Genomic DNA, 23,104 nt, shown 5'->3' with positions numbered 1-23,104 from the left:
TGCGGGATGCGTTCACCGTGGAACCCCTTCGATCGGTGAGGTCAGCGCGCCGCGCAGGTAGCCGGGGGCCCGTGGGCCGATCCGGGCCGGCGGGGCGGCTTCTGCGGTGGGCGGGGGCGCGGTGGACAGTGCGAGAGGCGTGATGCCTTCGGAGGTCCACCGGTGTCGCAGCGTCTCCGGACACACGAGGGAGGACAGGAGCGCGATGCCGCAGTCTCCGCCTCCGGCACCGGAGGGTTTGGCCACTGCCCCGCACTGCTGTGCGGCGCGGCACAGCGCGGTCAGCCGGTCGGTGAAGATGCTCAGCCCGGTCTCCCGGTCGAGGTCGGCCAGCAGGGCGCCGGCCTGGCCGAGGGCGTTCAACAGCGGCTGCGGCTCGCGCCGTTCGAGGGCGCTGCTCATGTCGCCGACCACCCCGTCGCTCCGGGCCAGGAAGTCGTGATGCGCCCGGGACTTCCACCAACCGCGGGCGCGCAGTTCGCCCACCTGGTCGGACGTGGAGGCGGGAGAGCCGGTCCACCCCACCATCAGCGTCAGATCGGCGGGCGGGGGGAGGGTCTGGACCGCTGAACCGGACCAGGGTGCGCACAGCGTGCGTACGATGCCCTGCCGTCGCAGGGAGGAGAGCAGCGCGGTGCGGTCCGGCGGGCTGTAGCGTATCCAGCCGTGCCAGACACTGGCCGCGACGTCCGCTCCGGAGGGTGCGGCATCGACGGTGGCGCCGGCCAGCAGGGCGAGCCTGAACCGCACTTCGGCGGCCAGGGGCATGCCGGTGAACCGGGTCAGGGCGTGTACGGCGGCAGCGGTGACCGCCCCGCTGGAACCCAGCCCGATCTTCGTACCGGCTTCGTGCAGGTCACTGTGCACCTCCAACCGCACCCGTAGGGGCTGCAAGCCGAGTTCGGCCCGCAGCCCGTCGACCAGGTCCACGACCGCGACCAGGTGCACCAGTGCCCCGGTCAGGTGTTCCCGGTCCTGATCGTGGAGCGCCTTCAGTCCTGTTGCCGTACGGCGCAGCGGGACGGGGCGGGGAAGGAGATCCGTGTTCAGTTCCACGTCGCTGCCGGTGGCACACGGGGCGGCGGTGACGGAGACGTACCGGTCGACGGCGGCGACGATCGCGGGCCGGCCGGGGGTCAGGACCGCGTACTCACCGGCGATCATCAGCTTGCCCGGGGCCTTGGCGGTCACGGCGGTGGGGCTCGTGGGACTCATGGGCCTGCTCCCGTCCGGCGCAGGGTGGTACCGGGACCGGCGTGTGCGACGAGCGTGGGGCAGTCGGTCACTGCGTGCAGCCGGTCGGCCAGACGTTCCGCCTCGGCCGCGGGGCAGAGGACCTTCACATTGGGGCCGGCGTCCATCGTGGCCCACACCCGCTCCCCGGACTTCCGCAGTCGGCCCACGTGGTCGAGAACACGGTGGGATGCGGGCGTGCGGTAGACGACCGGCGGCACGGCGGTCTCCATCGTCAGGTGCATGCCTCGTGCGTTGCGCTCGGATATGTGGCCCACGGTGTCCAGATCCCCCGCGACAAGGGCCTTGCGCAGGAGGGGAACGTCGGCGTGGGTGGTGGCGAGCCAGTCGGCGTACGCGGGCGACGTGGCTTGTGTCCGACGCATGGCTTCCCTGCTGGAGACGGGTTTGGGGCCGCGTTCCACCAGAACGACGATCAGCGCCGCGTCCAGCCGCACACCGGTCACGGGCTCGGCATAGGAGGCCAGATCCGGGTCGGGAGCATCGGCGTCTCCCGCGTGCCAATGCACGAAGCCGCCGAAGACGGAACGAGCGGCTGATCCCGAGCCGCGACGCGCCAGCCGCGACAGCGCCCTCTCGTCGAGGTCGAGCCGGTAGACAGTGGCGGCGGCGAGGGACAGTGCGGCGAATCCCGCAGCCGAGGAAGCGAGCCCTGCACCGACCGGAACGGTGTTGCGGGTGTGCACTGCTGCCGGATCCCGCACCGGGGAGTGCCGCCGCACCAGGTCGAGGAAACGGGTCACCCGCCGTCCGGTCTCGCCCCGCGCCGCTTCGCCGTCGACGAATACGGCATCGTGGACGGCGCCGGGGCGCAGCTGGACGGTCGTCGTCGTCGGGTACACGTCCAGTGTCATGGACAGGCTGTCCGCGTTCGGGATGACCAGGGTCTCGTCTCGTTTGCCCCAGTACTTGGCCAGAGCGATGTTGGGGTGGGCGACGGACGTTGCCTCCATCGGATGCGTCGTCATGACGTGCCCTCCTGGGTGAGCGGGACGATCCAGGTGCATGCCGCGCTGTGGGCACGCAGTCGTGCGGCCACGGCTTCCGCACCGGCTGCCGAGTCGCACAGGGCGATGGCGCAGCCGCCCAGTCCGCCGCCCGTCATCTTCGCGCCGAGCGCACCGGCGGCCTGAGCCTCCTTCACCAACGCGTTGACCTGCTCCGTCACCAGACCCAGCGTCGACAGCCGGCAGTGGGCATCGGTCAGCAGCATGCCCACACCCGGCAAGTCGCCGGTGGCCAGACCGTCGAGGGCTTCCTCGGTGAGGATCCTGGAGCGTTCGATGAAGGCACGGCGACGGGACGGATCGCGGGCGAAGACATCACCCAGCATCTCCACGGCCCGGCGGGTGCTGCTCGACGTCCCGCTGTCGGCCACCACGACCCACGCCCGGCGTGCGACGGTGGGAGTGCTCGTCAGACCGTCCCTGAAGAGGAGCGGATACGGGCTGCCCGTGGCATGGGCGTCGATACCGCTGGCGCGGCCGTGGGCCACTGTCTCGGCCAGCTGTACCAGTTGGTGGACGGCGGAGGGGCTCAGGTGCAGGTGCAGCAGTTGGTCGAGGGCCTCGGCCACCGCCCGTGCGCAGGCCGCACTGGAGCCAAGGCCGCGTCCGGGCGGAATGTTGCTCTCCACGTAGAGGTCGACTCCCCGCACCTGGTGGGTCGGCGCAGCGCCCAGGGCTGCGTCCACCATGTCCCGGAACGCCTGAGGTGGCTCGATGTCCGGTGCCTTCGTCGCAGACGCGGGCGGGGACGTTGTGTACTGACAGGCGCGAAAGCTCACGAGTCCGCGTCCACTGCCCTCGGCGGGCACCGCGAGGACACGGCACTGCGCGCTCAGTACGGGCAGGGCGATGGCGGGAGCACCGTAGACCACGGCATGCTCCCCCAGAAGGATCACCTTGCCATGAGCACGGCCACCGGGCGGAGCGGTGTCGTTGCCCTGGTGGGGCCGGGCAGGGGCGAGGGCGGGCACATCGCGGGCAGGCTCACACGAGTTGTGTGTCATGTGCGGAAGACCTTGCTCGGTATCCGGGTACGGCGCGTCGACGCGGCCCGGCGTGGAGGGCGGTGGTACGGGGCACGAACCGTTGCCGCGGGGCGTGCCGCCCGGTGGATGTCGCGGGTGGTCTCGGCGCAGGTGTGGAAGTCGGCCACGCCGGATGAAGGGACGGGGAGGGTCACGGCTCGCAACTCCTCTGTGCTGGGGGCCGGTGCCGTCGGCCGGTGTACGGGGGCGTCAGGCCGCGTCAGTGATGCCGGCGCACCGGGCGACGGTGGTGCCGTCCGCGTTCAGCAGGTCCTCGTCGATGGACTTGCCCGTCTCGTTCTCCAGCTTCTGGGCGAGTTCGGTGACCTGCAGGGAGTCGAGGTTCAGGTCTTCCAGGAGCCGGTGGTGGGGCTGGATGTCTGCCGCCGGGCGTTCGGCGATCAACGCGACGAGGCGCTGGACCAGGGCCAGTGTGGGCGTGTGCGTACTCATGGTGTTCTCCCTTTGCGCTGGTTCACGCCGTTCTCGGGGGCTCGGTGGGCTCGGTGGGCCGGTCAGGGACAGTGGACGACTTGTGCCGCGTAGGTCAGGCCGGCTCCGAACCCGAAGAGCAGGACGGGATCACCGGCGGCGATCACCCCGCGTTGGCGAAGCGCGTGAAAGGCGAGGGGCACCGAGGCCGCGCAGGTGTTGCCTGCTTCGACGACATCGTCGGCAACCGGAAGCTGATCGACGTTGATTCCGCGCTGGAGGATGTCGAGGATGCGGAGGTTCGCCTGGTGCGGAATCAACGCCTTCAGGTGTTCGGGGGGCAGACCGGCGCGTTCGCATGCCGTCTGCATGACGCCCGTGAGGGCACTGGTGGTCCAGCGGAACACCTTTCGTCCGGCCATCTCCATGTGCCTGGACGTGGCATCGATCTTGATGAGATCGGCCTGACTGCCGTCGCTGCCCCATGCCACGGGGAAGATGTGCGGCAGCGGCGCGGGCTGCACCAGTGCGGCCGCCGCTCCGTCGGCGAAGATCGGCCCGGTGTTGCGGTCCTTCGGCGTCACCCAGTCGCTCATCCGCTCCGAGCCGATCACCAGCACGGAGCGCGCGGTTCCGGCACGAACCAGCGCGTCTGCCACCGCCAGGCCATGGCTGAAGCCGGAACACGCCGCGTTCAGATCAAAGGCGGCTACCGCTCGGCATCCCAGCAACGCGGCCACCCTGGCGGCCCCGTTGGGCATCGGCGAAGGCATGGAGCACGTGGCCAGCACCACTACGTCGACATCGGCAGGAGCGGCCCCGGCGTCGTCCAGCGCATCCTTCCCGGCCGCCGCCGCCATGGACACCACCGTTTCGCTGTCCTTGGCATAGCGCCGTTCCCTCACACCCACACGCTGGGTGATCCACTCAGGTTCCACACCCGCCTGGACTGCTACCTGTTCGTTGGACACGACGCGCTCGGGACGGTGGGCGCCGAGACCGGTCAGTCGCGAGCCCGGCTGGGGCCCACCGGCTGTTGCGGCAACGGCCGCCTGCGAAGGCTGATGCATATGACACTCCAACAGGGCCGATGAGAGCGGTGCGGCGCTTGGCTTCGCGCCCGCGGACCCGATGGACCGGGCCCTCGACAGCGACAGCCGCAGGGCGGCCACAACGCCGTTGCGTCGCAGGTCAGATGGACGGCGTGCACGTGGCAGAAGCTGATCGGAATCTGACCGTCAAGCGGTGGCACGCACATCAAGGAAGCCCCACGCACCCGAGCTGCGCCAGGGGCCCACCCGGTGGGAGGCGTGCACCTGTTGAAGTGTTGTGCGTTTGTGAACAGCCGACGAGGGGCTGTGTCTGTCCCGGTTCTACGGGAATGCTCATCGGGGCGCGAGGGACCTCAACCCCCTGCACCGGAGCGGCCCGGCACGCAGCGGCACCGCCCGCGCCATTGCACTCCCTCTGGTGCCGGTGGATGCCTCCGGTCCACGTACCGGCTCCGCCGTGCCGAGGGGAACGGCCCGGGACGTCGTCCGGTGATCACACCGGATGTACGTGCATGCGCGTGTGCGCTGAGTGCGCCGGCGGAACACGGCACCCACGCTTCTGCAAGGGCACTCACGGCATGAGCATGGCTCCGCGCCTTCCGCGTGACGGGCCGGTACCGCCGCGGCAGCCGCCCACCGGCTGCTCACCAGCTGCTCACCGACCGGCCCGCTTGCCCGACTTCAAAGTCCACCCCACCTGCCTCGTCGATGGGTCACGTCACATGAGTTCTCGCGCCCGGTTCAACAGCGTGGCGACGGGCCTGTGTCTGCCGTAGGGCTGGAGCTTCTGGCGCATCACGGCCAGACGCTGAGCGATCCGGGCCGAACGCAGTGCGGGGTAGGCGGAGAGGAAGTCGCCCCAGTGCGCGAGCGCCGCGTCCAAGTGCCCCACGCCCAGGAGTATTTCCGCGAGACGTGCATGGGTCAGAGCGCTTGCCCTGTGCTCGGCAGGGGTACGCAGCCGCAGTGAGGTCTTGAGTGCGGCAGCGGCCTGGGAGGCTTCCCCCAGAGCGGAGAAGACCTGCGCGCGTTGGTACTGCAGCCCGCCGGGCGGGTAGGCCGTGAAGGCCCCGGGCGTGGAATCCGCCTGGTCGTAGAGCTTCTCCGTGCGGGCCAGCTCGGCCAGTGCGGCCTTCCGGTCATGGTGGGCCAGCAGCACGCTCAGGTGAGCCTGCGCGTAAACCTGGGTGACGCGGGGGGCACGGCGGGCAGCCTCCACCGCCCGTTCCGTGAGGTGCAGTACGACGCTGCCGTGGTGACCCATCTCGTAGGCATGAGTGGCCATGGCACGGAAGGACACTGCCAGCATGCCGTGGTCCACGGCCTCGACGGCCAGATCCGCTGCGGTGCGAAAGTGCTGCTGGGCCAGCGCGTGGTCACCGTCGTCGACGCACATGGTGCCCAGCAGGAGGGCGAGTTGGGCTGCCGCCGACAGGAGCTGGCGGTAGTTCTCGTCGCTCATGGGAGTGCGCAGCCAGCGGGACACGTCGTGCGCCAGGTAGGCGGCCAGGGGTGCCCGTATGCTGCCACCCCCGTGGGTCTCGGCCGCGTTGGCGAACATCGTGGCCATGGCCCGCATCTGGGCCACCTGTGCCTCCACACCCTGTTCCTGGATTCTCAGCGGTCGCGGGCGCGATGACGGGGCGGCGAGGGCAGGGACTGCCAGAGCGGCGAGGCTGAACGCGGCGGCACCGATCAACTTCCGCCGCGTGCCGTCCAGTTCGACCGAGGTGAGTTGGGCAAGCCTGAGCACGGGGTCGTCCCCCAAGGAGTTGGTATGAACAAGTTCGGGGGCGCGTGAGAGTCCGGCCTGCTGTGCGGTGACGATCCCGTCCAGCCCGCGCGCCAGCGCTTCCAGAAGGAAGGTGGGGACGGGCGGGCGCGGCTGGTGGCCTGCCAGCCAGCGGCTGACGGTCGACCGGTCGCAGGTGAGGTGTTCGCTGTGCTCGGCCGCTATGGCGACGACCATCCGGGCCAGTTGGGCACTGCTCCAGCCCGTGGCCTCCAGCAGGGAGCGTAATCGCGTATTGGGAGTCCGAGACACAGTTGCCTTCCTTACTGTCTCCTCCGCACGGGAGCTTCACAACCGCACAAGGGTGCAACGTCTGTGCTGCGTCCACCGCCCTCGGGGGCTGCACCACCCACCTCGTAGCTGGTGCACTGCTATTGCCCCGTCCTCCTCGGCATGGCTGCACTCACGCCGACCGCGCCGAGGTGGAACGACTCAATACAGGTAAGGGACCGGTGGGGAGAGAAGCCCGATGACGCCGCCCCCCAATCACCGTCCGCCGCCTTTCCGCGGCCGGACGTCACCCACCCCGGGGGGACCGATACCGCCCCGGGCGAGCCCGCCCTCATCCCATCGGGGAATTCCGTCGATTCTCGCCGGAGAGGTTATGCACTGTCAGTGAGTACCTGGTCGCGAAACTTGAGGCGACAGGGTTACTACCTCAGCGCTTCTGGCCTCAAACACATTCGACGACCACCTCGTCTCTCTCCACTCCCCACGGGTCTCACGGAAATTCGATCCCGTTTGTCCCCGGTGCCCGCCCCCGTCCAACGGCCCGATGAATGCCCCGGCGTACGCCGATACGGGCAACCCCGGGAAGGACAAAGAAGAAACGAAGAAATCAAACAGAAGGACGATTCCGCAGGGGTGCCCATCCATAGGGGAACCAACGCCGGGTCACTCGGCAAAAGGCTGTGGGCGAGGCACCGAAGTGCAGGCCCGACGGCCTCTGCGGAATCGTCTTCGTAAAAGACATCACTGTTCCAGCGGCACGGTTTCACTCAGTCCCAGGTCGCGATCGGGCAGCGCAACGCGACCCGCTGTCCCCTCCCCCGAAGCATCATCCCGTCCGTACGGAAAGGCTCACCGGCACGCCGAGGCGCCGCACCGGCGCACTCGTGCTCCCCCACGCCAACCGGTCCGCCCCCATGCCCCTGTGCGCCATCGCGGCAACCCCCGGCGCCCATCGACCACCTGTGAGGAAGCATCATGGCTCTCCGCCCTGAACACTCCGAGGGAACCCAGAAGCAGCAGGCCCTCACCACCGCGGGCGCACGCCTGCTGGCCACCACCACCAAGACGCCACCCCAGATGCAGGGCATCACCAGTCGCTGGCTGAGCCGCAAACTGCCCTGGGTCCCTGTCAAGGGCGGCACCTACCGCGTCAACCGGCGCCTGACCCTGCGCACGGGACGAGGCCGGTGCTCCTTCACCCGCGACACCGGCGGCACCGTCCGCGTCGTCGCCGCCACCCTCACCGAACTTCCCTCACTGCGGGGCTTCGAGGACGAAACCGTTCTGGACCGCATCGCCGATCTGTTCCGTCCGCGTGACATCCGCGCGAACGAAATGATCACCGAGGCGGGACGGCCGGTCAGGGAGGCCTTCCTCATCGCCCACGGGCGTCTGACCCGGTACGCGAAGGGCCCGTTCGGCGACTTGCAGGTCCTGGGGGTGGTCACCGACGGCGGCCAGGTGGGTGAGGAGGTTCTCGACCAGGGAGAGGAATCGGTGTGGCCGTTCACCACCCGGGCGGACACCAACACCACCGCTCTCGTGCTGAACTGGGCCGACTTCCACAACCTGCTGGCAAGCGCCCCGGGCCTCGCCGCACACCTCCAAGCGTTCGTGGAGCGCCAGAAGCGCCCGCAGAACCACAAGGGCGAAGCCGAAATCACGACATCCTCGGGGCACCACGGCGAAGTCGACCTCCCCGCCACCTTCGTCGACTACGAGATCGCGCCGCGCGAGTACGAACTGTCGCTGGCGCAGACGATCCTGCGCATCCACACGCGCGTCGCGGACCTGTACAACGACCCCTTCGACCAGAGTGCCGAGCAGCTGCGCCTGACGGTGGCGGAGCTGCGCGAGCGCCAGGAATGGGAGATCGTCAACAACCCGGACTTCGGACTGCTGCACAACACCGACTTCGAGCAGCGGATCTCCACCGTCTCGGGACCGCCGACGCCGGACGACATCGACAACCTGATCGCGATGCGGCGTTCCACCCATGCGATCTTCGCGCATCCGAAGGCTCTGACCGCGTTCTTGCGGGAGGCGAACCGGCAAGGGCTGACCGTGGATGCCACGCGGGGGGACGACGGCTCCCGGTTCCTGACGTGGCGCGGTGTGCCGATGTACCCGTGCTCGAAGATCCCGGTGAGTCCTACGTACACGTCCTCGTTCATCGCGCTGCGGCTCGGCGAGGACGAGCAGGGCGTGGTGGGGCTCCTGCCCGGGCCGCTGCCGGAGGAGCTCGAACCCGGGCTGTCCGTACGGCACATGGGGATCAACGACCAGGCGATCATCTCCTACCTGGTGACCTGCTACTACTCGTGCGCGCTGTTGACACCGGATGCGGCCGGGATCCTGGAGAACGCCTCGATCGGGCAGGTGCACAAGTGACCGGCACCCTGCCGACCGCACTGGCGACCGGCTTCCCGGACGCGCGCCGCGCGCGGTCCGCCGAACCCGAAGCACCGTGCGAACGCGAAGCACCGTGCGAACCCGAAGCACCGTGCGAACCCGAAGCACCGTGCGGGCGCGAGGAGTCGGTGGGGGTGCTGGACATTCCGGGCGTGTACCGGCGCCCCGTGCCGCCGCCGAACGCAACGCTGGTCGAGCGCGTGGATGAGCTCACCGACGCGTGGGCGCGCGACGAGATCGACCTGTACCCGCCCGACTGGGCCGGGGAGTTCCGCGACTTCCAGCTCGGCCGGTCGGTGGTGCTGTGCCACCCGGGGGCACCGACCCTGGATCACCTGATGGCCGCCTCGCGACTGCTGCTCGCGGAGAACGCGGTCGACGACATGTACTGCGAGGACCACGGGGGCAGCCCCCACGGACTGGCGGCCCGGCTCCTGACGGCACAGTCCGCGCTCCATCCGACGGTGCACCCGCCCCCCTACGGACGGCAGTGGCGAGCGGCCCTTGACGCGGAGGCGCCCTTGCGGGCGTACCGGTCGTCGATGGCGTACTTCCGCCGGCTCGCGTCCGCCGCGCAGGCCGACCGGGAGGTCCACGACCTGGCCAAGCTGCACCTGGGGTATCTGGCGGAGGCCGCGCACAAGATCGACTCGTCACCACCCCCGGTGTGGAGCTACCTGGTGATCCGGCAGATGAACAGCTTCCGACCGTGTCTGTCGGTGGCCGACGCGATCGACGGCTACGAGATCCCGCCGCAGTTGCACGCCCATGAATCGGTGCAGCGGATGCTCGCGCTCGCCGGTCTGGCGACCACTCTGGCCAACGACCTGTACTCCTACGGAAAGGAGCACGACCTGCCCCGCTTCCACCCGAACCTGCCGACGTGCGTGGCCGAAGAGGAGAACGTCAGCAAGGAAGAAGCGTTTCATCGGTCGGTCGAAATCCACAACGACGTGATGTACCAGCTCGAAGACGCCTCCGCGACCACCGCGACGCTCCCCGTCGCGCACGCGGCCCGCTACGTGGCCTCCGTCAACGCATGGGTGGACGGCTCCCACGAATGGCACCGCACCAACATCGCCCGCTACCACCTTCCCCCCTTCCTGAAAGGAACACCCTCATGAGCGTCACCACCGACACGGCCGCCGCATCCGCCTACCAGCACACGATCGCCGATTACTGGAACGCGGAGAAGAATCCCGTCAACCACGAACTCGGCGCCGTGGACGGCCTGTTCCACCACCACTACGGCATCGGCCCGGTCAACTGGGACAACATCACCGACGGCCCCACGCGGCACGACTCCGTCGTACAGGAGCTGCACCGGCTGGAGACCGACCAGGGCGCCTACCTCATCTCCCAGCTCGGCGCGCTCACCAGCGAGAGCCGCATCCTGGACGCGGGCTGCGGACGCGGGGCGACGTCCATCATGGCCGCGGAGCGCTTCGGCTGCACAGCAGAGGGGATCACGCTGTCGGCGGAGCAGGCCAAGGACGCCAACAGGTCCGCCGCCGCGCGGGGGGTGGCCGAGCGCGCCCGCTACCAGGTCGCGAACATGCTGCAGACGCCGTTCGCCGACGGCTCGTTCGACGCGATCTGGAACAACGAGTCGACCATGTACGTCGAACTGGGCCTGCTGTTCGCCGAGTACCGGCGCCTCCTCAAGCCGGGAGGCCGGTACGTGACGATCACCGGCTGCATCAACGACGGGTACGGACGGGCCTCCCGCGCGGTCTCCATGATCAATGCCCAGTACGCATGTGACGTACACCGGCGCAGCGAGTACTTCAAGCAGATGACCGCGAACCGGCTCGTCCCGGTGGCAGTCACGGACCTGACGCAGGCCACCCTGCCGTACTGGAAACTGCGTACCACCGACCCCGAACTCACCACCGGTGTCGAGGAGCACTTCATCGACGCCTACGAGACCGGCGCCTTCCAGTACCTGATGATCGCCGCGGACCGCGTCTGACGCCACCCCCTCGTCCGCAGCCCGGCACCGGTACGGCGCCTGGACGCCCGACCTCTCCGGTGCCGGGCAGCGGACATCTGTTGTTCCTCCGTTGTGCCTGCACAGACCGGGAGGTTCCGTGCGTACTCAAGCCGACGTTTCCGAATTGGACCCGGAACGTGTCCGCGCCCAGGTCAACACCCGTCTCACGCGGCTCTTCAACGAGAAGGCCGCCGACCAGAACAACCCGCACCTGTCGGTCATGGCCAACGCCATCCGCGATTTCGTCGCCGGCGGCAAGCGCATCCGTCCCTTGTTCGCCGCCGTGGGATGGCAGGGCACCGGCGGCACGGGCGACGCCCGTCAGATCACACGGATCGCCGCGGGCATCGAGTTGCTGCACGCCTCCCTCCTCGTCCACGACGACGTCATGGACGAGTCCGCCACGCGCCGCGGCAAGCCCACCGTCCACCACGCCCTCCCACCCTTCTACGGCGCGCCCACCCCCGGGAGGAAGGCACTGCGCTTCGGTGTCAACGCGGCCATCAACACGGGTGACCTGGCAGCGGTGTGGGCCGACCAGCTCGTGTCGACGGCGGGACTCACCCATGCGCAGCGGAGCAAGGTCATGCCGCTGTGGCACTCCATGCGGGAGGAGGTGCTGACCGGCCAGTTCCTCGACCTCAGGCACACCGGGTGTCCGAGCCGGGACCTGGACGTGGCGTGCGCCATCGTCCATCTCAAGACGTCGCTCTACACGATCACGCGGCCCCTCCAGATCGGGGCGTCCCTCAATCACGCCGAGCCCGGGACGCTGGATGCGTGCGCCGCCTACGGCAATCCGCTGGGAGAAGCGTTCCAGCTGCGTGACGACGTCCTGGGGGTGTTCGGGGACACCGAGGAGACCGGGAAGCCGGTCGGCGACGACCTGACCGACGGCAAGCACACGGTCCTCGCGGCGCTTGCGCTGCGTCACACCTCCCCGGCCGACCGCCGAGAGCTCCAACGGCTCCTGGCCGACCCGGGGCTCGACCACCACGGTGTCACCACGGCCCGTCGGATCATCGAATCCTGCGGGGCGCGGGACATGGTCGAGGCACGCATCGCCGACCGGCACCGTCAGGCGCTCCGGGCGCTGGAAACCGCGCCGCTCTCCGATCCTGCGAAGGAGGCTCTCGCCCAGCTCGCCGAGTCCTGCACGAACAGGGACAGGTGATCGCGGCCGGTCGGCCGTCCGTCCGGCCTGCTCCGGCGGGAAGCGAAGCGGACCCCGTCCTCCAGTCGTGATCGGTCGGGTCCGGTGCGTCGAGGGCCGGCAACCGTGACCTGGGCCTCCCGCCTCCCGCCGGCCGCCGGCCGCCAGGAGCCGGGCCCGTACGCCGTGAAACGGCTGCTTGCACCGCGCTCGCACCGTTTCTACCGAAACAGGCCCGCCGGTTGCCCCGGGCGGACCGGCCGACGCACTCGGAACGACGAGGCCAGGGCAGCCTGGGACAAGTCCGGCAGACGGGTCCGACCGCGCGCCGGATGCGGAGAACGAGGCACCCGGCGCGAGAGCGCCGCGCGGACGCCGACAGAGGCCGACAGAGCATGCGCGGCGCTGTCACCACGTCCGGCGGGACCCTGTACCGCTACTTGATGACCTCGACCCTCGTTTCACCAGCAGCCGCCCTTTCACCAGCAGTCGCCCGGACCGCACGTCCTGCTTGTCATGGCCGAGGCGATCGGCGATTTCGCCCTCCGGAGCAACCTCCAGGACCCGCTTGGTCAGCTGCCGCGGCAGCCCGCCCGCACCGGCCGGCTGCCGCCCCTCGGACCGGGCCCGCTCGACCGGGCCAGTGGTCTCCTCGATGTCACCGGAACGAAGTTGCTCCTCGGAGGAGTCGGACTCGCGTGGCACGACCTCGAAGAGTTCCACATCGAGGTCGCACTCAGGGATTCCCGTTGCGACGGCAGCGACCGCCGGCCCCGCGCTGCCACTGGCCCTGTGGCCGGACACCGGCACGGCGTCCGTGGAACTCAGACCCCCGGCGCAGCGCCCCGGACGCACGGTCGAGGTGTGCAACGTCGACGAGTGGCTGAACCTCATCGCCACGGGCGGGGCCTTCGGGGTGGGCGCGGCGGGCACAGCGCAGAGCCACAGTCACCCGGGGGTGCACTTCGTCCCGCTCGTCGACGCCCCCGCAGCGACGGTTCACCTCACCCACCCGGTCCGCCCCGCGCACCCGCACACCGAGGAGTTCCTGGCGGCAGTGCGGGAGGTGGTGGGTGCGCAGTCGGTCGCGTTCCTCGTCGATCCAGGCGTGCAGCCGGGGCCACGCGGTGATCAGTGCTCGTGCGCGAGGTCGACGTTGCCGGAGTCCAGGGTGATCAGCCGGGCGGCTGCCAGTGCCGTCAGTAGGCGGCTGATGTCGTCGGGGTCCGCGAAGTCCAGCTCCCCGCTGTCGATGGGGCGCCGGGTGTCCTGGGTGCCGTCACCCGGGGTGATCAGCCGGAGCAGGACGCGTCGCGCGTGGCCGGCTTCCTTCGGGGTGAGCCGTGTGTACAACTGCTCGGCGGACTGCGCGATGGCGCCCCGGTCTCCTCCTCCGACGTCTCCCTCTGACGGAACTCAGGGTCGTCATCACCGGCGCGAACAGCGGGATCGGCCGCGTCGCCCCCCGCGTGCTCGCTGCCCGCGGCGCCCATGTCGTCCTGGCCGTACGTGACCCGAGAAGGGACGAGCGGCTGCCGCCACCGTGACCGGCCGCACCGAGGTCCGGCGGTTGGACCTTGCCGGCCACTCCTCGGTCCGCGCGTTCGCCAAGGCGGTCACCGAGCCCATCGACGTACTGATCAACAACGCGGGCGCCGTGACTCCGCCGCCCACTCGCACCGCCGACGGCCGGGAACTGCAGTTCGGCACCAACCACCTGGGCCACTTCGGGCTCACGAACCTGCTGCCGCCACGCATCCGGAACAGGGCCGTCACCGTGTCGTCCCACACTCACCGGACGGGTTCGATCGACTTCGACGACCTGAACTGGGAGCACAAGCGGTACCGGGCGATGTCTGCCTACGCGCAGTCCAAACTCGTCGACCTGCTGTTCACCTCGGAACTCCAGCGACGACTCGACGGCGTCGGCTCACCCGTGATCGCCACCGTCACGGACATCCCGGGCGACAGCTACGCGGGGCCCGGCGGCTTCGTGGAGAGCCGTGGCGCACCGAAATCGGTCGGCCGCTCCGCAAGGGCGCGGAACGCCGAGCCGGCACACCGCCTCTGGGAGGTCTCCGAAGAACTGACAGGCGTCACCTTCCCCCGGCACTCGCTCCGAAGCATCAAGAACACCTGAGCCGCGTCCGCTGTTCACCCCGCGCATGCGGCGCCGGACACGTAGGTCGAAGTACGTCACTTGACGGTATCAACCGCGCTGCCCTCCGCCTACCTTTCGTCGCGTGGCCGCAACGGCCCAAAACACCAGAGGAGGGGCATGAGTACGAGCTCGGAAGCGAAGAATGTCGTTCTCGTTCACGGGGGCTTCGTGGACGGGTCGGGCTGGCAGGGGGTGTACGACCTCCTCAAGCGTGACGGGTACCGCGTCAGCGTCGTCCAGAATCCCACTCTGTCCCTGGCCGGGGACGTCGCAGCCGTGCGTCAGGTCCTCGACGCACAGAACGATCCGGTCGTCCTCGTGGGGCACTCCTACGGCGGTGCCGTGATCTCCGAGGCCGGCACGCATCCGAAGGTGGCGGCCCTGGTCTACATCGCCGCATTCGCACCCGACAAGGGCGAATCGGTGAACACGCTCATCGCCGACCCTCCGCCGGGTGCGCCCGTGCCGCCGATCCTGCCGCCCGAGGGCGGCTTCCTGCTCCTGGACCGGGAGAAGTTCGCGGAGGCCTTCGCCGGTGACCTGCCCGCCGAACAGGCGGCGTTCATGGCCGACTCCCAGGTCCCGTGGGGCGTTGACGCTCTGTCCGGTGCAGTGGTGGAGCCGGCCTGGCGGGTGAGGCCGAGTTGGTACCTCGTCGCAACCGACGACCGCATGATCCCTCCGGCGGCCCAGCGCGCGATGTCCGAGCGGACGGGCTCACGGGTCGTCGAGGTCGCCGCCAGCCACGCCGTCTACCTCTCGCAGCCCACCGAGGTCGCGGCCCTGATCAGGCAGGCCGCCGAGCACTGACCAACAGGAGACCGGGTCCGGACCCACGGAAAGTCCGATTCCGGACGTCCATCACGTCGAACACTTCCGGGAGAACTCATGAAATCCAGACGTACGAAGCGGGACCGGGGATTACCCGGCCCGGCAACGCAGCACGCGGTCCACCGCAGTGCCCTGCGTCGCCTGGGCGCCGTACTGGCGACCGCGCTGATGCTCAGCACCTTCCTGGTGGCGGGCGGCGGCACGGCGCACGCGGCGAACCCGGACACGCACCGCGTCGCCACGTGGAACATGCAGGTCGGCAGCGACCGGTGGCAGGGCGTACGTGTCCTGGCACGGGACAACAGCGTGGTCGCGCTCCAGGAGGTACCCAACACTCAGCCCGCCGGGTCCATTTACATGGGGCGGATCAACGGCATCGACGAGTACCGGTGGGACGTCGGCCGCGGCGACTGGCGCTATCTGTACGTCCTCGGCATGGATTCGCGCAACGTGGGCATCGTCACCAGCTTCCGGCCGGAGCGGGTCGTCCAGATCCGCGGCCAGTACCGGAACGCGCTCGGCGTGGTCAGGCAGGCGGACGACGTGCTCTTCGCCTCCCTGCACGCCGCCTCCGGCAGCGGCTTCGACGTCCCTCAACTGCTGAGCAACACCGCACGTGACGCCACGTTCTACGGCGTCCGGAACTGGGCGGCGCTGGGCGACTACAACCGGGACCCCTCCACCCTGCCCCCATTCCGCCTGCCGCCCGGCAGCTACGTGTACAACACCGGTCTCGCCACCCACCAAGGTGGCAGCGAACTGGACTACATGGTCTCCAACGTGCACACGGACAACTGGCAGGCCACCCGCGGCATCAACCGGGGCAGCGACCACTGGCCCGTTCACTTCGGTTCGCTGCGGGCCCAGGCCGAGCCGCGTGAACTGACCGTGCACGCGCAGAACAGCCGCCGCAACCTCGACGTCTTCAGCGGCAACGACAGCGACGGCACACACGTCGTCCAGTACCACGACAACGGCGCCGTCAACCAGAGGTGGCGTCTGGTGCCCAACGGCTACACAGCCCCGGACGGAGACCCGCTCTACCGCATCGTCAGCTCCGACAGCGGCAAGTGCCTCGACGTCAACCGGGGCCAGTCCTCCACCCGGGGCGACTGGCTCAACATCTGGACGTGCCACGGCAGGGAGGGCCAGCCCGACCCCGGCGGCCCCCAGCGCGACACCCAGAACTGGACCCTGGAGCACCCCGTCCCCACTCGGCCGAACCTGACCATGCTGCGGAACAACTCCACCGGCCTGTTCGCCAACATCAACGGGGGCGAGAACGGCGACGGCGCCTGGGTCGTCCAGTGGCCCGACCAGATCGGTCCCGTACCGATCTCCAACGAAACCTTCTACCTTCACCCGACAGTGGCCGCCGACTGACCACCGCGCACCGGATCGGCCCGACTCAGAGAGCCGGGCCGGTCTCTCTTGACCTGCATCCCCAAGTCCGGTTCTGCGCGGGCGACTTCGGCGTAGGGTGCCGGAGGGGTGAGGGGGGTGCGTGGGCAGCGACGTGGGCAGCGAGGGGCCGTTACCGGCGGATTCCGACGGGCAGCTGATCGGGCGCGGCCACGACCTCGCTCGGATACGGGGCTTCGTCGACGACGCAGGAGACTCCGGCGGAGCCCTCCTGCTGTCCGGGGAAGCGGGTGTCGGCAAAACGGTGCTGCTGGATGCCGCGGCCGCGCATGCCCATGGCGCGGGCATGCGGGTCGTGCGCGCCGTCGGCGTGGAGTTCGAGAGCACAGTCGGTTTCGCGGGCCTCCACCAGCTTCTCCACCCGATCCTGGACGGGCTCGCGCAGCTGTCCGACCCCTACCACGAGGCGCTGAGCGTCGCGTTGGGCCTGGACGGCGGGGCGCCGCCCGCACAGCTTCTGGTGTCGAACGCGGCACTGGCGCTGCTCGCCCGCGCCGCCGCGGAGCGCCCGTTGCTGCTGACCGTGGACGATCTTCCGTGGCTGGACCGTGCCAGTGCCGCTGTGCTGGGCCACGTCGCCCGCCGCCTGGACGGCAGCCGGGTCGGCCTCCTCGGCGCGTACCGGCCGGAAGAAGGGTGCTTTTTCGCACGCGTCGGGGTGCCCGAACATCACGTACGGCCCCTCGACGAGATCGCGGCAGCGGCATTGGTCCATGGCCACTTCCCGTTCCTGGCGCCGCGCGTGCGCGCACGGCTGTTGGCCGAGGCCCGGGGCAACCCGCTGGCCCTGCTGGAACTGCCGATCGCCCTCAGCGGCACGCAACGCTCCGGAGTCCGGTTGCCCGACACGCTGCCGCTGAGCCGCCGGCTCCAGGACGTGTTCGCCTCCCGGGTCCAGGACCTGCCCTCGCCCACCCGTCTGCTGCTGCTCCACGCGGTCCTGGACGGCACCGGCGACCTGAGCGTCCTGCCGCCGTCCGGCCTGGCCGATCTGTCGTACGCCGAGCGGGCGGGCCTGGTCCGGGTGGACGACGGCACCCACCAGCTGCTCTTCCGCCACCCCCTGACGCGCTCCGCCGTGGTGGAACTGTCGACCAGCACTCAGCGCCGCGAGGCCCACCACGCCCTTGCCGAGCGGACCGACCGGCCCGAGCGGCGTGCCTGGCACCTCGCCCAGGCCGCTGTCGCACCCACCGAGAAGGTCGCGAGCCTGTTGGAGGAGGTGGCGCACGACATCGTGCGGCGCGGCGACGCGGGCGGCGCCGTCGCCGCACTGTTGCGCGCCGCGGAACTGAGCCCGCGCGGTGACGACCGCAGCCGCCGGATCGCGGAGGCGGCCTACCTCGGCGCGGACCTGACCGGTGATCTGCGGGATGTGCCCCGCCTGCTCGAAGAGGCCCGCCAGGCCGACGGCCGCCGGGCCGGGCCGTTGGTCGCGGCGGTTGCCGCAGCCCACCACATCCTCCTCAGCGGTGAGGGCGATCTCGACACCGCACACCGGCTGCTCGTCGGCGCGATCGAGATGCAGCACCAGCCCTACGACGCGACAGACATCACCATGGTCGAGGCGCTCTACACCCTCGCCTGGGTGTGCCACGGCGGTCAGCGTGCCGAGCTGTGGAAGCCGCTTCACCGGGCACTCGACCTCCTGAAGCCACATGTGCTGAAGCCACATGTGCCCGACCGGCTGGCCCTGATCCTCGGCCCCGTTGCCGACCCGGCCCGCAGCACAGCCACCGCGCTCGCAGAGCTCGACGCGGTCATCGCCACGCTCGACCAGGAGTCCGACCCGGCCCGGGTCATCCGCATCGCCATGGCTGCCCTCTACGTCGACCGACTTGCCGGATGCAGGACCGCGCTGCGACGCGTGCTCAGCTCCGGGCGGGACAGCAATTCACTCACCCTGGAACTCCAGGGAATGGTCTTCCTCGGCAGGGACCGCTTCGCGACAGGCGAGTGGGACCAACTGGTGGCGCAGGCCGAGCACGGCCAACAGCTCGGCGAAGCACACAGCTACCACCTGCTCTCGATGGATTTCCGCTACCAACGGGCGCTGGCCGCCGCCGCACGGGGCGACGAAGCCGTCACCCGAGCCCTGACCGACGAGATCATCCTGTGGGCGACATCCCGCCGGGTCAGATTCCTCCTGTCGTGCGCCGCGCACGCGAGGGCGCTCGCCGCCCTCGGCCAGGGCCAGTACGAGGACGCCTACCGGCACGTGACCGCAATCAGCCGTGCCGGTGGCCTCGCCCCGTACGTACCCACGGCCCTGTTCGTCATCATGGATCTCGTCGAGGCCGCGATCAGAACGGGCCGCTCCACGGAGGCAACAGCCCATGTGACAGCCGTACTTCAGAACGACGTCGGCTCGATATCGCCACGGCTGGCCATGACCGTTAAGGCGTCCGCAGCACTCGTGGCCGCCGGCCGCCGCGCAGGCGAGCTCTTCGACGAGGCACTCGCCGTCCCCGGCGCCGAGCACTGGCCGTTCGAGCGGGCCCGGGTCCAGCTCGCCTACGGCGAACACCTGCGACGGGCGAAATTGACCAGACAGGCGCGCACGCACCTCGGCGACGCCAGGGACGCCTTCCGCCGCCTCGGCGCCGCCCCCTGGACCACCAGGGCCACCAACGAACTGCGGGCAACCGGAGTCTCCGTCGGACACGACACAAGCACCGGACCCACGTCACTGACACCCCAGCAACGGCAGATCGCCACACTTGCGGCAGCCGGTCTCACCAACAAGCAGATCGGCGAACGGCTCTTCCTGTCCCCGCGCACCGTCTCCACCCACCTGTACCAGATCTTTCCCAAGCTGGGCGTGACCTCCCGCGCGGCACTGCGCGACGCACTCGCGGAGGCACCGTCCGACGAGACGTCCTCGGCGCTGAACCCGCGCAGCCCATGAGGGCAGTGCCCTCGGCCCCGGCCAGGCGCTGATGAACGGGCCACAGCAACTGCGGGCCCTCAGGCCTCCGTGCGCGGAAGCTCCAGGACGAAGGCGGTGGCGCCCGGCTCGCTGCCCAGGGTCAGCGTGCCCCCGTGTTCCGGTGCGGGCTCCGCGTCGCTGCGCCACCTCGCGCCGGGCACCCGCGTCTTCGCCGAAGGCCCCTACGGCGCCTTCACCACCCTCCACCGCACCCGCCCGGACGCCCTGCTCATCGCGGGCGGCGTCGGCATCACCCCGATCCGCGCACTCCTGGAGGACCGCACGGCTATGCCGTCCTCATCTACCGGGTCTCCGCCCGCAAGGACGCCGTCCTCTATGACGAACTGCGTGACCTCGCCTTCTCCAAGGGCGCGTTGCTGCACCTGATCAGCGGCCTGCCGCACCCCGACCCGCTGTCCCCTGCCGCACTGAGCGCCCTCGTCCCCGACCTCATCGGGCGCGATATGTACATCTGCGGGCCGCCCGGCATGACCAACGCCGTGCAGCGCGGCCTGCGCACACTCGGCGTACCGAAGGCGCAGATCCACTTCGAACGCTTCAGCCTGGCCCGAGAGCCGAAACGGCCGGGCTTCCGAGCGAAGGGCAACACCACCGTGCAACGAGCACTTCCCGTCCTGGTCCTGTCCGTTGCCGACCTGTTCCCGGTCTGGCATTACGCGCCTTCGATCGGCACGTCGACCGAGTCACCTCGCAGCACGGCAACGACGGCGCCCCCACTCGCACACACCCGACTCCGGCTCCGAAACCCAAGTCCTCACGGGGTCGACAGTCCCCACCGATAAGGGCTACGTGCAGGTCGAAGTGACCCTCATCGCAGGCAGGATCACCTCCGTCCGTACCCTCAAGCAGCCCCACCACCCCCAGACCCCGGCGGCTGTACAAAGGCTGCTCGCGGAGTCCCGAAACCCGGAGCAAATACACCGGTTGACGGATATGCAGTCGGCTGCGGACAGGAAGATCGTGGCTCACGACGTTCCTCCAGTCACGAGGGAGGCAACGGCCCGCGCGCAAGGCAGCGGCGGGTGGTCGTGACGGAGGGGAGCGCAACACCTGGGCCGAGCATCTGACGCGACGCACCACACCCATGTTCCACCGGCACTTCCACGCCACCTGATGAGGCGTCTCGCCATGGCACATCACGTCTCCGGCCTGGGCATCAGCCCCACAAGCATGGACCCCAGGAGCAACATCAGCGACCTCTACGCATTCCAGAAACCAAGTGACGCGAGCAAGACGATCCTGGTGATGAACATCAATCCGACCTCACCGATCACCGACGACGCCGTCGACCACAAGTCGGTCTACGAATTCGGCGTGGACACCGACGCCGACGCGGTCACCGACATCGCCTTCCGCATCCGCTTCTCACCCGTGCGGGACAACGCGCAGACCGCGAGCCTGCAACGGGCGACCGGCCGGGAGGCCGCGGCCGACCCCGACGCGGGAGATACGATCCTTGCCGACGTTCCCGTGACCTTCGACTCCGAACCACAGATCTCCGGGGCCGGCGGCTTCAGGTTCTTCGCCGGACTCCGCAGAGACCCGTTCTTCGCCGACCCCGTCGGCGCGAACGACAAGTCCCAGTGGATCGGCACGGACTTCTTCGCTGACAAGCACGTGTCCAGCATCGTGCTGGAAGTCCCCAACAGCGCGCTTGGCCCAAACCCGCACGTGGGCACGTGGGCATCTGGGTCCTGGTCCTGGTCCCGCACGATGGCCGCCTGGTCCAGGGCGACCGCGCCGGGCGACCCGGAATCGACAACAACTTCAACCAGAACGCCCCCGCGTATCCGGCACTGAGCGCAGCCGCGTCACACGTCGCCGCCGGCACCTACGAGGAGCGCTTCGATTTCGCGCTGAACATGCAAGTGGTCGCCCTTCAAACGGAGTTGGACCGTAAGGTCGACATTCCGAGCTGACTCCACAGAACGGGGAACGGCCCATGCACGTCACCATCGTCGGCGGCGGCATCGCCGGTCGTACCTGCGCCCTGAGCCTGCACGCCGCGGGCTTCCGGCCGCGGGTACGGGAGGCAGCCCGGTCCATCGAGGCGGTCGGCGTGGGGATCAACCTGCTGCCGCACGCCGTACGGGAAATCGCGGAACTCGGCCTGGCCGACGAACTGGCCGCCATCGCACTGCCCCCACACCGGCTGAGCTACCGCGACCGGTCGGGCGAGCCGGTGTGGGACGAGACGCTCGGCCTTGCGGCCGGGTATCGCTGGTCCCAGTACTCCGTGCACCGTGGCCGTCTGCACCTGATGCTCCTGGCTGCGGTACGCGAACGTCTGGGGGCGGACCGCATCCGCACCGGCCTGCTGTTCCGGCGCGCCGAGCAGACCCCGCACGGAGTCCGGGCACACTTCCTGGACCGGGTCGGCGGGACCACGGTGGCCGAGGACACCGATGTCCTGATCGGCTCCGACGGCATGGACTCGGCGGTACGCGCCCAGCTGTACCCGTCCGAAGGCCCCGCGCACTTCAACGGCGTCCACATGTGGCGCGCAGTCGCCCCGTACCCGCACCTCTTCGACGGCCGGACGATCGTGGTGGCGGGCGGCACCCCCGGCGCGAAGTTCGTCGCCTACCCGATCGAGGACCCGGCGGCCAAGGGCGGCGAGGCCCTGATGAACTGGGTGCTCGAAGTGCGTCACGGGGTGCGCGTCGAACCCCTGGACCGCGTGAACCGCCGCATCATGACGGCCGAAGCCCTGGCGGGCGTGGCGAACTGGAACCTGCCCTGGATCGACCTGGCGAAGCTGGTCGAGCGCTCGTCGGCGATCTTCGAGTACCCCATGCTCGACCGCGATCCCCTGCCCCGCTGGAGCTTCGGCCGGATCACGCTGCTCGGTGACGCCGCACACCCGATGTTCCCGATGGGCATGAACGGCGGGTCACAGTCAATCGTCGACGCCCGAGTGCTGGCCTGGTGCCTGGCCCGCGAGCCCGACCCCGCGACCGCGCTGCACCGCTACGAGACGATGCGCCGGGCGGCGGTCAACGCGATCGTGCTGGCCAACCGCGAGCTGGGACCGGAAGCAGTCATCGCACAGGCTGAGGCGCGCGGCGGAACACTGCCAGTCGACGAAGCCTCTGCGTTGACCAACAACTACAAGGAATTGGCCGGGGCGACAGCGGACCAGGTCAACTCCCATGCCTCATGGACCGTCGGACGTATGTAGCTCGTGTCGACGTGGCCATCACCGATGCGCGTCCGCGTGGACCGTCCTGCTCAACGACCTCGGCCGGTACGACGCGGCCCTCGCCGTGCCGACAGGTTCCGATGGCGGCATGTCCGGCGTACCGGCTTCCGCCGCGATCGAGTGCGCCTGTCCGGCCGGACACCTCCCGGCGAGACAGGCATCAGGCCAAAGTCCCCAGGGGGCCACT

At 69.7% G+C, this 23,104-nt stretch carries 18 protein-coding genes and 2 pseudogenes; 11 read left to right on the top strand and 9 right to left on the bottom strand.

All coding sequences use genetic code 11. The features are described from left to right. Positions 1 to 12 precede the first annotated feature (12 nt). The 6 genes from ACH4SP_RS12060 to ACH4SP_RS12035 form a co-directional block, all read right to left on the bottom strand. On the bottom strand, positions 13 to 1,215 hold the full coding sequence (locus ACH4SP_RS12060; protein WP_398413356.1) for a phosphomevalonate kinase: 1,203 nt from the start codon (positions 1,213 to 1,215) through the stop codon (positions 13 to 15). Next, entirely contained in the window at positions 1,212 to 2,222 is a 1,011-nt protein-coding gene (gene mvaD / locus ACH4SP_RS12055) for a diphosphomevalonate decarboxylase (RefSeq protein ID WP_398413354.1), read from the bottom strand. The genes ACH4SP_RS12060 and mvaD overlap by 4 nt, the downstream gene beginning before the upstream one ends. Continuing rightward, entirely contained in the window at positions 2,219 to 3,265 is a 1,047-nt protein-coding gene (gene mvk / locus ACH4SP_RS12050; protein WP_398413352.1) for a mevalonate kinase, read from the bottom strand. The genes mvaD and mvk overlap by 4 nt, the downstream gene beginning before the upstream one ends. Before the next feature lie 231 nt (positions 3,266 to 3,496). Further along, positions 3,497 to 3,739, bottom strand: a complete 243-nt coding sequence (locus ACH4SP_RS12045) for an acyl carrier protein (protein ID WP_398413350.1) — start codon at positions 3,737 to 3,739, stop codon at positions 3,497 to 3,499. Positions 3,740 to 3,801: 62 nt separating this feature from the next. After that, positions 3,802 to 4,788 carry a beta-ketoacyl-ACP synthase III gene (locus tag ACH4SP_RS12040; RefSeq protein ID WP_398413348.1) on the bottom strand — a complete coding sequence of 329 codons (987 nt, stop codon included), beginning with the start codon at positions 4,786 to 4,788 and terminating at the stop codon, positions 3,802 to 3,804. 700 nt (positions 4,789 to 5,488) lie between these two features. Continuing rightward, positions 5,489 to 6,814: a tol-pal system YbgF family protein gene (locus tag ACH4SP_RS12035; RefSeq protein ID WP_398413346.1), complete on the bottom strand. Its 1,326-nt coding sequence runs from the start codon at positions 6,812 to 6,814 to the stop codon at positions 5,489 to 5,491. Between the two features lie 954 nt (positions 6,815 to 7,768). Here ACH4SP_RS12035 and ACH4SP_RS12030 point away from each other — a divergent pair. From ACH4SP_RS12030 to ACH4SP_RS12015, 4 genes are all read left to right on the top strand, one after another. Further along, a complete protein-coding gene (locus ACH4SP_RS12030) occupies positions 7,769 to 9,184 on the top strand; it encodes a family 2B encapsulin nanocompartment shell protein (protein ID WP_398413343.1) in 1,416 nt (471 codons plus the stop codon). Next, the gene (locus ACH4SP_RS12025) at positions 9,181 to 10,329 is read left to right on the top strand and encodes a 2-methylisoborneol synthase (protein WP_398413340.1); all 1,149 of its coding nucleotides are present in this window, start codon (positions 9,181 to 9,183) and stop codon (positions 10,327 to 10,329) included. Before ACH4SP_RS12030 ends, ACH4SP_RS12025 begins: the two co-directional genes overlap by 4 nt. Beyond that, positions 10,326 to 11,177 (top strand): geranyl diphosphate 2-C-methyltransferase, encoded by an 852-nt coding sequence (locus ACH4SP_RS12020; RefSeq protein ID WP_398413339.1) that lies wholly within the window; start codon positions 10,326 to 10,328, stop codon positions 11,175 to 11,177. The genes ACH4SP_RS12025 and ACH4SP_RS12020 overlap by 4 nt, the downstream gene beginning before the upstream one ends. Positions 11,178 to 11,295: 118 nt before the next feature. Continuing rightward, positions 11,296 to 12,372: a polyprenyl synthetase family protein gene (locus tag ACH4SP_RS12015; RefSeq protein WP_398413337.1), complete on the top strand. Its 1,077-nt coding sequence runs from the start codon at positions 11,296 to 11,298 to the stop codon at positions 12,370 to 12,372. A gap of 387 nt (positions 12,373 to 12,759) precedes the next feature. On the opposite strand, the gene ACH4SP_RS12010 is transcribed toward ACH4SP_RS12015, so the two are convergent. After that, on the bottom strand, positions 12,760 to 13,056 hold the full coding sequence (locus ACH4SP_RS12010; protein ID WP_398413334.1) for a hypothetical protein: 297 nt from the start codon (positions 13,054 to 13,056) through the stop codon (positions 12,760 to 12,762). A gap of 426 nt (positions 13,057 to 13,482) precedes the next feature. Then, entirely contained in the window at positions 13,483 to 13,704 is a 222-nt protein-coding gene (locus ACH4SP_RS12005; RefSeq protein WP_398413332.1) for a hypothetical protein, read from the bottom strand. A 53-nt stretch (positions 13,705 to 13,757) separates the two neighbouring features. Here ACH4SP_RS12005 and ACH4SP_RS12000 point away from each other — a divergent pair. The 4 genes and pseudogenes from ACH4SP_RS12000 to ACH4SP_RS11985 all read left to right on the top strand — a co-directional run bounded on the left by ACH4SP_RS12000 (position 13,758) and on the right by ACH4SP_RS11985 (position 19,673). Further along, a pseudogene (locus ACH4SP_RS12000) lies at positions 13,758 to 14,491 on the top strand (SDR family NAD(P)-dependent oxidoreductase). A 138-nt stretch (positions 14,492 to 14,629) separates the two neighbouring features. Beyond that, complete coding sequence (locus tag ACH4SP_RS11995) at positions 14,630 to 15,322, top strand: alpha/beta fold hydrolase (protein WP_398413330.1); 693 nt, start codon at positions 14,630 to 14,632, stop codon at positions 15,320 to 15,322. Positions 15,323 to 15,400: 78 nt separating this feature from the next. Further along, entirely contained in the window at positions 15,401 to 16,726 is a 1,326-nt protein-coding gene (locus tag ACH4SP_RS11990) for an RICIN domain-containing protein (RefSeq protein ID WP_398413328.1), read from the top strand. Positions 16,727 to 16,847: 121 nt separating this feature from the next. Beyond that, complete coding sequence (locus ACH4SP_RS11985; RefSeq protein WP_398413326.1) at positions 16,848 to 19,673, top strand: AAA family ATPase; 2,826 nt, start codon at positions 16,848 to 16,850, stop codon at positions 19,671 to 19,673. Positions 19,674 to 19,732: 59 nt separating this feature from the next. Here ACH4SP_RS11985 and ACH4SP_RS11980 read toward each other — a convergent pair whose 3' ends face one another. Further along, positions 19,733 to 19,855: a hypothetical protein gene (locus ACH4SP_RS11980; RefSeq protein ID WP_398413559.1), complete on the bottom strand. Its 123-nt coding sequence runs from the start codon at positions 19,853 to 19,855 to the stop codon at positions 19,733 to 19,735. On the opposite strand from ACH4SP_RS11980, the pseudogene ACH4SP_RS11975 reads away from it, so the two are divergent. From ACH4SP_RS11975 to ACH4SP_RS11965, 3 genes and pseudogenes are all read left to right on the top strand, one after another. After that, positions 19,812 to 20,263: pseudogene (locus ACH4SP_RS11975) on the top strand (oxidoreductase); the annotation flags it as partial. The gene ACH4SP_RS11980 and the pseudogene ACH4SP_RS11975 overlap by 44 nt on opposite strands. A 580-nt stretch (positions 20,264 to 20,843) precedes the next feature. Further along, the gene (locus ACH4SP_RS11970; protein ID WP_398413323.1) at positions 20,844 to 21,515 is read left to right on the top strand and encodes a DUF4331 family protein; all 672 of its coding nucleotides are present in this window, start codon (positions 20,844 to 20,846) and stop codon (positions 21,513 to 21,515) included. Positions 21,516 to 21,657: 142 nt separating this feature from the next. After that, positions 21,658 to 22,896, top strand: coding sequence for an FAD-dependent monooxygenase (locus ACH4SP_RS11965; RefSeq protein ID WP_398413322.1), 1,239 nt, complete (start codon positions 21,658 to 21,660; stop codon positions 22,894 to 22,896). Positions 22,897 to 23,104: the final 208 nt, after the last annotated feature.

It is taken from the genome of Streptomyces sp. NPDC021093 (assembly GCF_044333135.1).
In the GTDB taxonomy this organism is placed as follows: Bacteria; Actinomycetota; Actinomycetes; order Streptomycetales; family Streptomycetaceae; genus Streptomyces.
Note: the sequence above shows the minus strand (reverse complement) of the source record. Positions and strands in the feature narration are given on the sequence as shown.